The sequence below is a fragment of the Ideonella livida genome, from assembly GCF_010499455.1.
Classification (GTDB): Bacteria; Pseudomonadota; Gammaproteobacteria; order Burkholderiales; family Burkholderiaceae_C; genus Ideonella; species Ideonella livida.
Genome location: NZ_JAAGOH010000023.1, coordinates 1 through 12,276, shown reverse-complemented (window position 1 = coordinate 12,276; position 12,276 = coordinate 1). Strand labels below are relative to the sequence as shown.

Below are 12,276 nucleotides of genomic sequence, written 5' to 3'. Positions count from 1 at the left end.
CCTCCCCCCACTCCCCCTTCGCGGCAAGGAACCCCATCATGTCGTCCACCGTGTCCCACGCGCCCGTGGTCAGCCAGAGCATGGCGCCCACGGCGCCCGCGCCCTGGCGCCTGTTCGCCCTGCTGGTGCTCATCGGTGCCGTGGCGCCCTTTCTGGCCTACCCCACCTTCCTGATGAAGGTGCTGTGCTTCGCCCTGTTCGCCTGCGCTTTCAACCTGCTGCTGGGTTTTGCCGGCCTGCTGAGCTTTGGCCACGCCGCCTTCTTTGGCGGGGCCGCCTATGTCTGCGGCTACCTGGTGCGCGACCTGGGCGTCAGCCCGGAACTGGGCATCCTGGCCGGCGCAGCCGTGGCCGGCCTGCTGGGCCTGGTGTTCGGCGCGCTGGCCATCCGCCGCTCGGGCATCTACTTCGCCATGATCACCCTGGCCCTGGCGCAGCTGGTGTTCTTCCTCTGCCTGCAGATCAAGGCCACCGGCGGCGAAGACGGGCTGCAGGGCATTCCCCGCGGCAAGCTGCTGGGCCTGTTCGACCTGTCGGACAACCTGGTCATGTACTACTTCGTGCTCGCGGTGTTCCTGGGCGGCTTCTGGCTCATCCACCGCACGGTGCACTCGCCCTTTGGCCAGATCCTCAAGGCCATCCGCGAGAACGAGCCCCGCGCGACCTCGCTGGGCTACGACGTGGCCCGCTACAAGCTGCTGGCCTTTGTGCTGTCGGCCACGCTGGCCGGGCTGGCCGGAGCCACCAAGGCCCTGGTGTTCCAGCTGGCCTCGCTGACCGACGCGCACTGGCACATGAGCGGGGAAGTGGTGCTGATGACCCTGCTGGGCGGCCTGGGCACCCTGCTGGGCCCGGCCGTGGGCGCGATCACCCTTGTCGGCCTGGAGAACCTGCTGGCCGACAAGGTGGGCTCCTGGGTCACCGTGATCATGGGGGTCATCTTCGTGGTGTGTGTGCTGGCCTTCCGCCGCGGCCTGGTGGGTGAACTCACCGCCCTGGTGGCCGGGCGGCGCTGAGGCCGCCCCCCTCCCTTCCACTTCCTCTCGCTCCCTCGCCAAGACCCCAAGAGACCGCCATGAGCACCTACGCCGCCCCGCTGCACGACATGCTGTTTGCCATGAAGGAGGTGGGCGGGCTGGACGCCATCGCCGCCCAGCCCGGACGCGAAGACCTGAGCGCCGACCTGGTGGAGGCCATCCTGGAGGAGGCGGCCAAGTTCGCCGCCGGCCAGGTGGACCCCATCAACGCCCCCGGTGACAAGGTGGGCGCGCGCTGGCATGTGGGCCACACCGTCACCGCCGCGCCAGGCTACGGCCCGGTCTACCAGGCCTTCTGCGAAACCGGCTGGCACGCCATGCCGGCGCGCACCGAACTGGGTGGCCAAGGCCTGCCCACGCTGGTCTCCACCGCCGTGGCGGAGATGTGGAAGTCCTGCAGCCTGGCCTTCAGCCTGTGCCAGATGCTCACCCAGGGCGCGGTGGAGGCCATCGCCCACCATGCCAGCGAGGAGATCAAGGCCACCTACCTGCCCAAGATGGTGGCCGGCACCTGGACCGGCACCATGAACCTGACCGAGCCGCAGGCCGGCTCGGACCTGGCCGCCGTGCGCAGCAAGGCCGTGCCCGAGGGCGACCACTACCGCGTCAGCGGCACCAAGATCTTCATCACCTGGGGTGAGCACGACCTGGCGGAGAACATCATCCACCTGGTGCTGGCCCGCCTGCCCGATGCGCCCGAAGGGGTGAAGGGCATCTCGCTGTTTCTCTGCCCCAAGTTCCTGGTCAACGCCGACGGCAGCCTGGGGGCACGCAATGACTTGGCCTGCACCAGCATCGAGCACAAGCTGGGCATCCACGGCAGCCCCACGGCGGTGATGAGCTTTGGCGACGGCCCCGGCGCCATCGGCTACCTGATCGGTCAGCCCCATCAGGGGCTGGCCTGCATGTTCACCATGATGAACCACGCCCGCCTGAACGTGGGCCTGGAAGGGTTGGGCGTGTCCGAGCGCGCCTACCAGCATGCCCGTGCCTATGCGCTGGAGCGGGTGCAGGGTCGCACCCTGGTGGCGGGCTCGCGCAGCATCATCGGCCACCCGGATGTACGCCGCATGCTCATGGACATGAAGGCCCGGGTGGAGGCCATGCGCGCCCTGGCCTACTACACCGCCGGCCAGCTCGACCGTGCCGCCAGCCACGAGGACGCCAGCGTGCGTGCCCCCTGCCAGAGCCGGGTGGAGCTGCTCACCCCGGTGGTCAAGGGCTGGTGCACCGAGCAAGCCCAGCGGGTGACCTGGCTGGGCGTGCAGGTGCATGGCGGCATGGGCTTCATCGAGGAGACCGGCGCCGCGCTCTACCTGCGCGACGCCCGCATCACCACCATCTACGAGGGCACCACCGGCATCCAGGCCAATGACCTGGTGGGCCGCAAGCTCTGCCGCGAGGGCGGCCACACCTTGGACGCCCTGCTGGCCGAGCTGCGCACCGACGCGACCCGCATGGTGGCCGAGGGCCGGGCCAGCGGCACCGACGACCTGGGCCACAGCCTCCTGCAGGGCGTGCAGGCGCTGGACGGTGCCACCCGGCACCTGCTGGCCACCTACGCCGCACAGCCGGCGGCGGTGCATGCCGGGGCCGTGCCTTTCCTCCTGCTGACCGGCCATGTCGTGGCCGGCTGGTTGCTGGTCCGCCTGGCCGAAGCCGCCGCCGCCCAGCTGGCCGCCGGTGCGGCGGACGCCGACTTCCTGCGCGCCAAGCTCACCACCGCCCGCCACTACATGGCCCATGTGCTGAGCGAATGCGCTGGCCTGCAAGCCGTGGTGCAGACCGGCGCCGAGACCACGCTGGGCTTGACGGACGCGCAGTTCTGAGGCGCAGCCTTCAGGCCCAGGTTGGCGGCCGGCCCGGGCCGGCGGAGGCACGGTGCCCCGCCACCGCACCGGGGTCAGGGCGCCGTGCGCACCAGCCGCACGCCGTGCAGCTGGGTCATGGCGTAGCTGGCCACATGGCCGTAGTCGAAGTCCACGCCCCAGGCGCGGTCGGGCTGGCCCACGGCGGCGGTGGACGTCCAGAAATGGCGCGTGCCCGGGTTGGGGAAGGCGCCAGGATCGGTGGCCGGCGTCTCCTCGCGGGGGTCGATCAGGCTGGCCAGCTCCTTGGCATTGGGCAGCCGCCAGGGCAGGCCCGTGCTGCCTGCGGTGCCCAGCGCCTGCGCCAAGGCATCCCGCCAGCCCAGCGTGGTAGCGGTGCCCGTGCAGACGGTGCCGGTCCAGGCCTGACCCAGCGCGCAGCGCTGCCAGAGCAGGCCGGTGTGGCGGTCCAGCACCGCATCCCCCTGGGCTTGGTAGCGATCGCCCGCCGGCGGCACCCTGCCGCCGCGGACCAGGCGCACCGCGCGGGTGTCGGTCTGGCTGCCGATGACCACCGCCCCGCTGCGGAAGTCCACCGTCCAGCCCCAGCCCGGCGAGCCGTAGTTGTCCGAGGCCCAGGTGGAAGCGCCCTCAACGTCCCCGAAGTACACCGGGTCCAGCGCGGCATCGGGCTGGTAGCGGGCATAGACGGCCATGGACTGCAGCTCGGCCCGGGTGGGCAGACGCCAGTCTTGCGCGCCGCACCACTGCTCCTGGTTGGCCGCCGCCACCAGGGCAGCGGCGTCGCCGGTCCGGCCATCGCCCACGCGGGTGAAACGCTGGGCCCCGTCGCGCAGGCCGCCGTCACGGGTCTTGCGTTCCCAGAGCAGGCCGGTGCGCACATCCTTCACGCAGGCCCAGTCATGAGCGGAAGTGCCCGGCGCCGGATCGGCGGGACACCGACCATGGCCGGCGAACTGGCCATTGCCGCACACCTTGCGCCAGGCAAAGCCGGCCAGGCCGTCGGCGGGGTCCGACCGCCGGGGTCGGGCGTCGCGGCCATGGGCCGCATCCTGTCCCGTCTCCGAGCAGGACGCTTGCCACACCCCCCTGACTTCACAGTGCTGCAGGCCGGTGTCGTTCAGGCGCGGGTGCGGCCAGGACTCGGCCCAACCCGGCATGGCCAGGACCAGCAGCGGCAGGCCTGCCAGCCAACGCCGGGACCTGTTTGACTCAAGGAAGGGGACAGGGACAGTAGGCAGGTGGGGCATGCACTTCTCCATGGGACTGGGCGAAGTCACCACCCTAGGCCGCCGCCGTGCGCTGCGCCATCCCTACGCCATGCCCAAGGCTCAGGCCTGCCGCCTGCCCGCCTCGTACCAGCCCTTGCTGCGGTTGACCCAGCGCACCACCAGCAGCATCACCGGCACCTCGATCAGCACGCCCACCACCGTGGCCAGGGCCGCGCCGGACTCAAAGCCGAACAGGCTGATGGCCGCGGCCACCGCCAGCTCAAAGAAGTTGCTGGCGCCGATCAGGCAGGACGGGCCGGCCACGCAATGCGCCTCGCCCAGCCAGCGGTTGAGCCCGTAGGCCAGGCCGGCATTGAGCAGCACCTGCAGCAGGATGGGCACGGCCAGCATGGCAATCACCAACGGCTGCTGCAGGATGGCCTGGCCTTGAAAGCCAAACAGCAGCACCAGCGTGGCCAGCAGTGCGCTGATGGACCACGGCCCCAGTCGGGCCAGCGTGGCCTCCAGCGCCTGCGGGCCGCGCGCCAGCAGCGCCCGGCGCCAGAGCTGGGCCAGGACCACCGGAATGACGATGTACAGCCCCACCGAGATCAGCAACGTGGCCCAGGGCACGGTGATGGCCGACAGGCCCAGCAGCAGGCCCACCAGGGGCGCAAAGGCGAACACCATGATGGTGTCGTTGAGCGCCACCTGGCTGAGCGTGAACAGCGGATGGCCCTGGGTGAGCCGGCTCCACACAAACACCATGGCCGTGCAGGGTGCGGCCGCCAGCAGGATCAGGCCCGCCACGTAACTGTCCAGCTGGTCGGCCGGCAGCCAGGGCGCAAAAACCTGGTGCACAAACAGCCCGCCCAGCAGCGCCATGGAAAAGGGCTTGACCGCCCAGTTGACGAACAGCGTCACGCCAATGCCGCGCCAGTGCGCCTTGACCTGGTGCAGGGCGCCAAAGTCAATGCGCAGCAGCATCGGGATGACCATCACCCAGATCAGCAGCCCCACCGGCAGGTTGACCTGGGCCACCTCCATGCGGCCAATGGCCTGCACCGGCCCGGGCAGCCACTGGCCCAGGGCAATGCCGGCCACGATGCACAGGCCCACCCAGACGGTGAGGTAGCGCTCAAACAAATTCATGGTGTTGTGCTCCGTGGCGGGCTTCAGCTGCGGCCAATGGCCTGCAGTGCGGCCCGCAGTGCCGGGCGGTCCATCTGCGCCAGCGGCAGATCCAGCAGTTGGCGCATGCGGTAGCCAATGGCCTGGCGCGTCAGCTCAAAGGCGCGGCGCTTGCCCTCGTCACCGCCCTCGGCGTTGGAGGGGTCGGGGTAGCCCCAATGCACCTGCACCGGGGGCTCGCCCGCCTGGCCGGTGAACACCGGGCAGGTCTCGGCCGCAGCGCTGTCGCACACGGTGATGACGATGGACAGCGGCGGCGAATCCGGCTGGCTGAAAGCGTCCCAGCTTTTGCTGTGGCAGCCTTCGGTGCTCACCCCCGCCGCCTGCAGCACCTGCAAGGCAAAGGGGTTGATGCGCCCACTGGGCGCACTGCCGGCGCTGTGCGCACGCACATCACGACCCAACTGCTGGGCCAGGTGGTTGAGCATGCACTCCGACAGCACGCTGCGTGCGGAGTTGTGGGTGCAGAGGATGAGGACGTGGGTGGTCATGGGGACAGATGGCGGGTGGCAATCGGACCGGCGCGGTCTTGGTTTCGATTATCCAGCGATCATGGAAATATTGACACTTTCCGAGCCGGGCAAACCCGCGTGGCCACCCCATCCGCTGGCCCTTGCCGTGCCAGCCCGCCCACAATCGCCGCCCATGCACGACACCCACCTCACCCTCAAGCCCACCCCGCTGTGCCCCGGCGGCCCCGCCCTCTCGCCCATCGTGGCCGGCTGCTGGCGCATGGCCCAGTGGGGCCTGAGCCCGGCCGAGCGCCTGCGCTGGATCGAGCAGTGCCTGGACCTGGGCGTGAGCAGCTTTGACCATGCCGACATCTACGGCGGCTACACGGTGGAAGGCCTGTTTGGCGAGGCGCTGGCCCTGGCGCCAGCCCTGCGCCAGCGCCTGCAACTGGTGAGCAAGTGCGGCATCAAGCTGGTGTCGGCGCAGCGGCCGGGCCACGCCATCAAGTCCTACGACACCTCGGCCGCGCATGTCACCGCCTCGGTGGAGGCCAGCCTGCGCGCGTTGCGCACCGACCACCTGGACCTGCTGCTCATCCACCGTCCCGACGCGCTGATGGACGCCGCCGGGCTGGCCGACACCTTCAGCCGCCTGCAGGCCGCCGGCAAGGTGCGGCACTTTGGCGTGTCCAACCACAGCCCGGCCCAGTTGCGCCTGCTGCACCGCCGCCACCCGCTGGTGACCAACCAGATCGAGCTGTCGCCCTTGCACCTGGCGGCGCTGGACGACGGCACCCTGGACCAGTGCCAGGAACTGGGCCTGAGGCCCATGATCTGGTCTGCCCTGGGTGGCGGCCGCCTGTTCACCGGCACCGACCCGCAGGCCCTGCGCGTACGCGCCACGCTGGAGGCGCTGGCCCACGCCCACGGCGTGAGCCCCGCCACCCTGGCCTACGCCTGGATCCTGCGCCACCCCAGCCGCCCGCTGCCCATCACCGGCAGCCAGCGCATCGCCGCCGTGCAGGAGGCTGTGGCCGCCCTGAGCCTGCAGCTGCCCGCCGAAGACTGGTACCGCCTGTGGGAGGCCAGCACCGGGCATGAGGTGGCCTGAGGTGGAGAGAAGTGGACTGATCGCCGTTTGCGCAGCCCTGCCGGCCGTCAGCCCGCCGACGGTCGGCAGGCCTCGGGCGTGAGCCCGGTGAGCTTGCGGAACATGGCGATGAAGGCCGAGGCGCTGGCGTAGCCCAGGTCCAGCGCCAGGGAGGTGACTTTCTCACCGCGTGCCAGCCGGCCCAGGGCGGTGAGCACGCGCAGGCGCTGGCGCCATGCCACAAAGCTCATGCCCAACTCACGCTGGCAGCGGCGGCTGAGGGTGCGCTCGGTGCTGTGTACCTGGGCGGCCCAGGCCGACAGGGGCCGGTTGTCGGCCGGGTCGGCCTCCAGTGCCTGCAGCACGGGGGCGAGCAGCGGGTCGGTGCTGTGCGGCAGGTAGCTGCGCACCCGCTGCGCGTGGGCCAGCTGATCCACCAGCACCTGCAGCAGGCGGTGTTCCTCGGCACTGGGCGCGTGGGCGGTGGGCGAGGTTGCGGTGTGGGTGCGCAGGTGCTCCAGCAGGGCCCGGGCCAGCGGGCTGACCACCAGCGCGCAGGCCTGGGCCGGCAAGGCCCCGCACAGCTCCGGCGCCACGTACAGCGAGCTGTGCGCCGCCGCCTGGCGGTTCAGGCCCTGGTGCTCCACCTGAGGCGGCAGCCAGATGCCCAGCTGCGGCGGCGCCAGCACCTGCTGCCCCGCCAGCCGCACCTCCATCACGCCGCTGAAGGAGTACACGAACTCGCCCCAGCGGTGGCTGTGCACCGGGTACTCGGCCTGGCCCTCAAGCTGCGCGCTGCGAAACACCAGCGGCGCCGGCAGCGTGTGCGGATAGGGCGGCACCAGTTGGGCGGGGGTCTTCTGGTCTGCCGCCGCGGCAGGGCGGCGTGGGGTGGCGCGGGGCATGGTCAACGGTAGGGCGGGATCGGTGCAGGCCCGGTGGCCGGCGTGTTGGCCGGCGTCCGGCATCAGTTGTCTGATTCTCGCTATCGGCTGTCGTTCCGCCAAATCCAGAATGGGCGCATGCCCTCGTCGCCCCACGCCACCTCGCCCACCCCCGGCCCGCTCGATGGCCGCGCCAGCGCCATCATGACGAGCTTGTGCCTGCTGTGGAGCCTGCAGCAAATCTCACTCAAGGCCGCGGCGGCCGACGCCAGCCCCATGACGATGATCGCCCTGCGCTCAGCCATTGCCGCCGCGCTGGTGGCCGCACTGATGGTGTGGCGGGGCGAGGCCCGCCCCGCCCTGGCCGCCGCCGTGCAGCAGGGGCGCTGGCGGCCGGGGGCGGTGGTGGGCGGCCTGTTCGCGCTGGAGTACCTGCTGGTGGCGGTGGCGCTGCAGCTCACCAGCGCCGGCCATGTGCTGGTGTTCCTCTACACCTCGCCGGTGTTTGCGGCGCTGGGCCTGCAGGCGCGGCTACCCGCCGAGCGGCTCAAGCCGCTGCAGTGGCTGGGCATCGGCCTGGCGTTTGCCGGCATCGCCATCGCCTTTGCCGGGCGCGCGGCCACCCACGGCGTGACCGGCAGCAGCGCCGGCACCGCACAGATCCTGCTGGGCGATGCCCTGGCCCTGCTGGCCGGCGCCAGCTGGGGCGCCACCACCGTGGCCCTGCGCACCAGCAGCCTGCGGCACGCCCCCGCGGCCGAGTCCCTGCTCTACCAGCTGCTGGCGGCCTTTGTGCTGCTGGCGCCGGCCGCGCTGCTGGGGGGGCAGTGGCATTTCACCCCCACGGCAGCGGCCTGGGGCCACCTGGGCTTTCAGAGCCTGATCGTCAGCTTTGCCAGTTTTTTGGTGTGGTTCTGGCTGCTGCGCCACTACCTGGCCTCGCGCTTGGGGGTGTTCTCGTTCCTGACCCCGGTGCTGGGCGTGGTGCTGGGCCACGCCCTGCTGGGTGAGCCGCTGGAGACCCCCTTTTTGATGGGCGGCGCCTTTGTGTTGGCCGGCATCGGCCTGGTGAACGGGCATGAGTGGATGGCCGGCTGGCGCCGGACGGCCGAGGTGTGAGCAAGGGTTTCAGGCCGGGGCAAACCCGTAGCGGCCCAGGCCCCCGCGCCCCCAAAATCCGTCCACCGAGAACCGCGCCCCTCAATTAAAAATTGCCTTTCTGGCGGCCTGGAGCGGGGCCTCCCCGGGGTGCGGTACGGTGTCCTTCAGCACCCCTCCAGGAGGCCTCCATGCCCAGTTCCCTGCGCAGCGCCCGACCGTTTGGCGCCCTGTTCCAGCACCTGCGGAGCGACGCGCCCACCCTCACCGACCTGCAGCACGCCGCTCAACTGGCGCTCCAGGTCGAGTTCACCACCATCCCGGTGTACCTGAGCGGCATGTACTCCATCACCGACAAGGGCAGCACCGCCTACCAGGCGCTGCGCGCCGTGGTGATGGAGGAGATGTTCCACGTCAACCAGGCCGCCAACCTGGTGATCGCCCTGGGCGCCCTGCCCCGTTTCACCGGGGACGCCGCGCCGCACTATCCCGGCTACCTGCCGCATGCCAACGAGGCCACCACCCCGCTGCTGGGCCTGTACCGCGCCTCGCCGGACGTGTTCAGCAACGTCTACGCCGCCATTGAGACACCGGCCCCCGCCGGCGCGCCGGCCCAGGCCGACCGCTACGACACCATCGCCCAGCTCTACGAGGCGCTGGTGCAGGGCCTGATGCGCTACCCCGGGGACCCCTTCGCCACGCCCGCGGCCGAAGGGCGCCAGCGCACCGACATCTACCTGGGCAAGTTCGGTGGCACGGTGCTGCAGGTCAGTGACATGGACAGCGCGCTGCGTGGCATCCAGCAGATCGTGGAGCAAGGTGAGGGCCGCGTGCCGGCCGGCGCCCCACTGGTGCCACAAGAGCCCTTTGGCACCTACAACCAGTACGGCATCCGCACCGATGGCACCTACGGCCCCATCCTGGGCACGCCACTGGAGCTGAGCCACTTCAGCCGCTTCCGCCAGGTGAGCCTGTCGTCCGACCCCTTCCCGCCCACCCTGCCCATCAGCTCCAACCCCGCCGACGAGGCCTTCGGCAACCCCTTGGCCCAGGCGCTCAGCCGCAGCTTCAACAACGCCTACAGCGTGATGCTGCACGCCTTCGAGCAGAGTTTCACCGCCGGCATGGGCGACCCGTACTTCGGCGTGGTGCTCAACCTGATGCACCAGGTGCTGCCGCAGCTGGCCCTGGCGCTGATGAGCACCCCGGCCCAGCAGGGCGGCGATGCCAGCGTGGGCCCCAACGCCGCGCCCACCTGGCGCTACCTGCCCCAGGCCCGCATGCCCGGGCTGCGGCACGCCTTCCAGCACCTGCACCAGGTGGTGGCCGGTGGTGCGCCTGCGGCCGTGCGCCAGGCGGTGGACCAGGCCCAGGACGGCCTGGACAAGCTGCCCCAGGGCCTGCCCGCCCTGCACACGCTGTGAGCGGCCCCGCCGCCGTGCCCCCGGGCGACGCCGTCGCCGCGCCATCACAACGACCCCTCCGGCTTACAGGATCCGCACCATGAGCAGCTACAAGATCTTTCCCCCCATCGGCGTGGCCCGCGTGGGTGACGCCCCCAGCGCCTTCTACATCGGCCCGGAGACCTACCGCGGCCTGCCCCTCAAGCCCGACGGCAGCACCTTCACCCAGGACGACTTCCGCGACGCCGACGGCCGCCTGTGCCGCCAGGCCGCCCGCTTCACCATCTACCGCGACACGCCCCAGGGCCCCGAGGAGGTGACGCTGGACTGCGCCGACGTGCAGTCCATCCAGTGGACCGTGCATGTGGCCAACAAGAAGGCCAGCTGGTACGCCTTCCAAACCAATGCTGGGGAAAACGGCTACGCCAGCAACCACCCCCTGCGCAACGCCCACGTGACCGACCGCCACCGCCTGGTGATCGATGCTGGCCCGCGCAGCATTGCCGGGCGCAACGCCGCCGGACCGACCTTCAGCCGCGACACCGTGCCCCCGGGCTACGAGGGGGCGAACTTTCCGCCCCCGCTGCACAACGGCCTGAGCCCGGTGAGCATCGACACCCTGGGCGAGCTGCGCACCGACGCGCAGGGCCGCCTGCTCTTCCTGGGCGGGCACGGCATCTCCGGCTCCAGCCAAGCGCAGCCCAGCATCGCCGAATACGCCAACAACGACGACTGGTGGGACGACACCGCCGACGGCCCGGTCAGCGCCACCGTGTGGCTCACCAGCGGCGAGCGCATTGACGCCGGCACCGCCTGGGCCCTGGTCGCGCCACCGGCCTACGCCCCGCAGATCGCCAACCTGGTGACCCTGTGGGACACCATCTTCGACACCGGCGTGCGCAACGGCCAGCACCCCGAGATCTGCACCGGCGGCCTCTGGCGCAGCGGCCCGCAGGGCTACCGCCCCAACTTCCAGACCGAGATCGGCCCGCTGCTGGCCCGCGCCACGCTCTACCCTTGGGTGGCCGCCATCCCGCCCAAGGCCCACACCTTTGACATGGCGCGCCTGGGCCGCGTGCCCACCAGCGCCAGCGACGACGAAAACCGCGGCCTGCGCCACTGGATCCTGCAGGTGCTGCGCCCGCCCGCCGCCGAGAACCAGATCATCGGGTCCACCGGGCGCACCATGATGCCCTTCCTGGCCGGCGACAACGCCCTCAACCTCGACAGCCTCAGCTCCAAGTACCTGCGGCTGACCGACACCCAGTACTTCTTCCTGCAGCAGTGGGCCGAAGGCTGGTTTGACAACCAGCCCGACACCACTCCCGCGCCGCTGGCCCTGAGCCGTGCGGTGCTGGAAAACTGCGTGGGCGGCGCCTTCTCGCCCGGCATCGAGATGAGCTGGATCTCGCGCAACCCGGCCATCTACCAGGCGCAGGACCCGCTGCGCATCAACGCCAGCCTGCCCGCCAACGGCCCGCTGCGCCTGGACTTCAACCCCGCAGCCATGGAGCCTGGTGACATCTGCCGCTACATGGCCGTGCCCTGGCAGGCCGACTTCAACGAATGCTCGTCGCAGCCCATCGACGGCCGCGTGCTGTGGTGGTGGCCGGCCCAGCGCCCGGAATACGTGTACCTGGACCCCACCCCGACCGCCCCCCAGGCCTTGAAGGCGCTGCCCGTGCCCAGCCAAGCCACCGGCGGGCAGGTGGCCTGGCTGGGGACCGACTTCGACCAGCAGCGCGGCGACTACATCATGTTCGCCGACGACCTGCAGATGGTGCAGTACTGGGCCGGGCTGGGTTTCATCCTGGAGAAGGCCGTGCCGCCGGCCGGCGAGCAGCGCTTTGTGGAGGTGGCGCGCACCCTGCCCCGGCCCTTCTTCCCGCCCTCGGGTGACTGACGCCGCACCGATGACGGCCTGGGACGTCCTCATCGTCGGCGCCGGGCCGGCGGGCTGCGCCACCGCCCTGGCCCTGCGCCAGGCCGGCGTGGCCCGCGTGGCCCTGCTCGACCTGCAGGCCCCCGCGCCCGCCGCACCCGCTGCCGCCCCTGCTCCGCTGCGCCTGGCCGAAACCGCC

General features: G+C 71.0%; 11 protein-coding genes. 7 read left to right on the top strand and 4 right to left on the bottom strand.

What is annotated here, in order from left to right; translation table 11 throughout:
• Positions 1-80: 80 nt before the first annotated feature.
• Both G3A44_RS16755 and G3A44_RS16750 read left to right on the top strand, forming a co-directional pair.
• Positions 81-1,016 (top strand): branched-chain amino acid ABC transporter permease, encoded by a 936-nt coding sequence (locus G3A44_RS16755; RefSeq protein ID WP_163458944.1) that lies wholly within the window; start codon positions 81-83, stop codon positions 1,014-1,016.
• A 59-nt stretch (positions 1,017-1,075) separates the two neighbouring features.
• Positions 1,076-2,866 carry an acyl-CoA dehydrogenase gene (locus tag G3A44_RS16750; protein WP_163458898.1) on the top strand — a complete coding sequence of 597 codons (1,791 nt, stop codon included), beginning with the start codon at positions 1,076-1,078 and terminating at the stop codon, positions 2,864-2,866.
• Positions 2,867-2,940: 74 nt separating this feature from the next.
• Here the strand turns inward: G3A44_RS16750 and G3A44_RS16745 are convergent, their stop codons facing one another.
• The 3 genes from G3A44_RS16745 to G3A44_RS16735 form a co-directional block, all read right to left on the bottom strand.
• On the bottom strand, positions 2,941-4,116 hold the full coding sequence (locus G3A44_RS16745; RefSeq protein WP_163458897.1) for an Lcl C-terminal domain-containing protein: 1,176 nt from the start codon (positions 4,114-4,116) through the stop codon (positions 2,941-2,943).
• 81 nt (positions 4,117-4,197) lie between these two features.
• Complete coding sequence (gene arsB, locus G3A44_RS16740; RefSeq protein ID WP_163458896.1) at positions 4,198-5,229, bottom strand: ACR3 family arsenite efflux transporter; 1,032 nt, start codon at positions 5,227-5,229, stop codon at positions 4,198-4,200.
• A 23-nt stretch (positions 5,230-5,252) separates the two neighbouring features.
• Positions 5,253-5,759, bottom strand: coding sequence for an arsenate reductase ArsC (locus G3A44_RS16735; protein WP_163458895.1), 507 nt, complete (start codon positions 5,757-5,759; stop codon positions 5,253-5,255).
• A 154-nt stretch (positions 5,760-5,913) separates the two neighbouring features.
• On the opposite strand from G3A44_RS16735, the gene G3A44_RS16730 reads away from it, so the two are divergent.
• Positions 5,914-6,831, top strand: coding sequence for an aldo/keto reductase (locus G3A44_RS16730; protein ID WP_163458894.1), 918 nt, complete (start codon positions 5,914-5,916; stop codon positions 6,829-6,831).
• Positions 6,832-6,878: 47 nt separating this feature from the next.
• On the opposite strand, the gene G3A44_RS16725 is transcribed toward G3A44_RS16730, so the two are convergent.
• Entirely contained in the window at positions 6,879-7,715 is an 837-nt protein-coding gene (locus G3A44_RS16725; RefSeq protein ID WP_163458893.1) for an AraC family transcriptional regulator, read from the bottom strand.
• A gap of 117 nt (positions 7,716-7,832) precedes the next feature.
• Here G3A44_RS16725 and G3A44_RS16720 point away from each other — a divergent pair, with 117 nt between their 5' ends.
• The 4 genes from G3A44_RS16720 to G3A44_RS16705 all read left to right on the top strand — a co-directional run.
• A complete protein-coding gene (locus tag G3A44_RS16720) occupies positions 7,833-8,813 on the top strand; it encodes a DMT family transporter (protein ID WP_163458892.1) in 981 nt (326 codons plus the stop codon).
• A 170-nt stretch (positions 8,814-8,983) separates the two neighbouring features.
• A complete protein-coding gene (locus G3A44_RS16715; protein ID WP_163458891.1) occupies positions 8,984-10,216 on the top strand; it encodes a ferritin-like domain-containing protein in 1,233 nt (410 codons plus the stop codon).
• 79 nt (positions 10,217-10,295) lie between these two features.
• Positions 10,296-12,098, top strand: coding sequence for a LodA/GoxA family CTQ-dependent oxidase (locus G3A44_RS16710; RefSeq protein ID WP_163458890.1), 1,803 nt, complete (start codon positions 10,296-10,298; stop codon positions 12,096-12,098).
• Between the two features lie 10 nt (positions 12,099-12,108).
• Positions 12,109-12,276: FAD-dependent oxidoreductase (locus tag G3A44_RS16705; RefSeq protein WP_163458889.1), on the top strand; the 168-nt coding region annotated here is incomplete at its 3' end.

Bases quoted from the DNA above. Each gene is read 5' to 3' on its own strand.
- arsB (WP_163458896.1), bottom strand. From the start codon at position 5,229: ATGAATTTGTTTGAGCGCTACCTCACCGTCTGGGTGGGCCTGTGCATC.
- G3A44_RS16715 (WP_163458891.1), top strand. From the start codon at position 8,984: ATGCCCAGTTCCCTGCGCAGCGCCCGACCGTTTGGCGCCCTGTTCCAG.
- G3A44_RS16725 (WP_163458893.1), bottom strand. From the start codon at position 7,715: ATGCCCCGCGCCACCCCACGCCGCCCTGCCGCGGCGGCAGACCAGAAG.
- G3A44_RS16750 (WP_163458898.1), top strand. From the start codon at position 1,076: ATGAGCACCTACGCCGCCCCGCTGCACGACATGCTGTTTGCCATGAAG.
- G3A44_RS16720 (WP_163458892.1), top strand. From the start codon at position 7,833: ATGCCCTCGTCGCCCCACGCCACCTCGCCCACCCCCGGCCCGCTCGAT.
- G3A44_RS16730 (WP_163458894.1), top strand. From the start codon at position 5,914: ATGCACGACACCCACCTCACCCTCAAGCCCACCCCGCTGTGCCCCGGC.
- G3A44_RS16710 (WP_163458890.1), top strand. From the start codon at position 10,296: ATGAGCAGCTACAAGATCTTTCCCCCCATCGGCGTGGCCCGCGTGGGT.
- G3A44_RS16735 (WP_163458895.1), bottom strand. From the start codon at position 5,759: ATGACCACCCACGTCCTCATCCTCTGCACCCACAACTCCGCACGCAGC.
- G3A44_RS16755 (WP_163458944.1), top strand. From the start codon at position 81: ATGGCGCCCACGGCGCCCGCGCCCTGGCGCCTGTTCGCCCTGCTGGTG.
- G3A44_RS16745 (WP_163458897.1), bottom strand. From the start codon at position 4,116: ATGCCCCACCTGCCTACTGTCCCTGTCCCCTTCCTTGAGTCAAACAGG.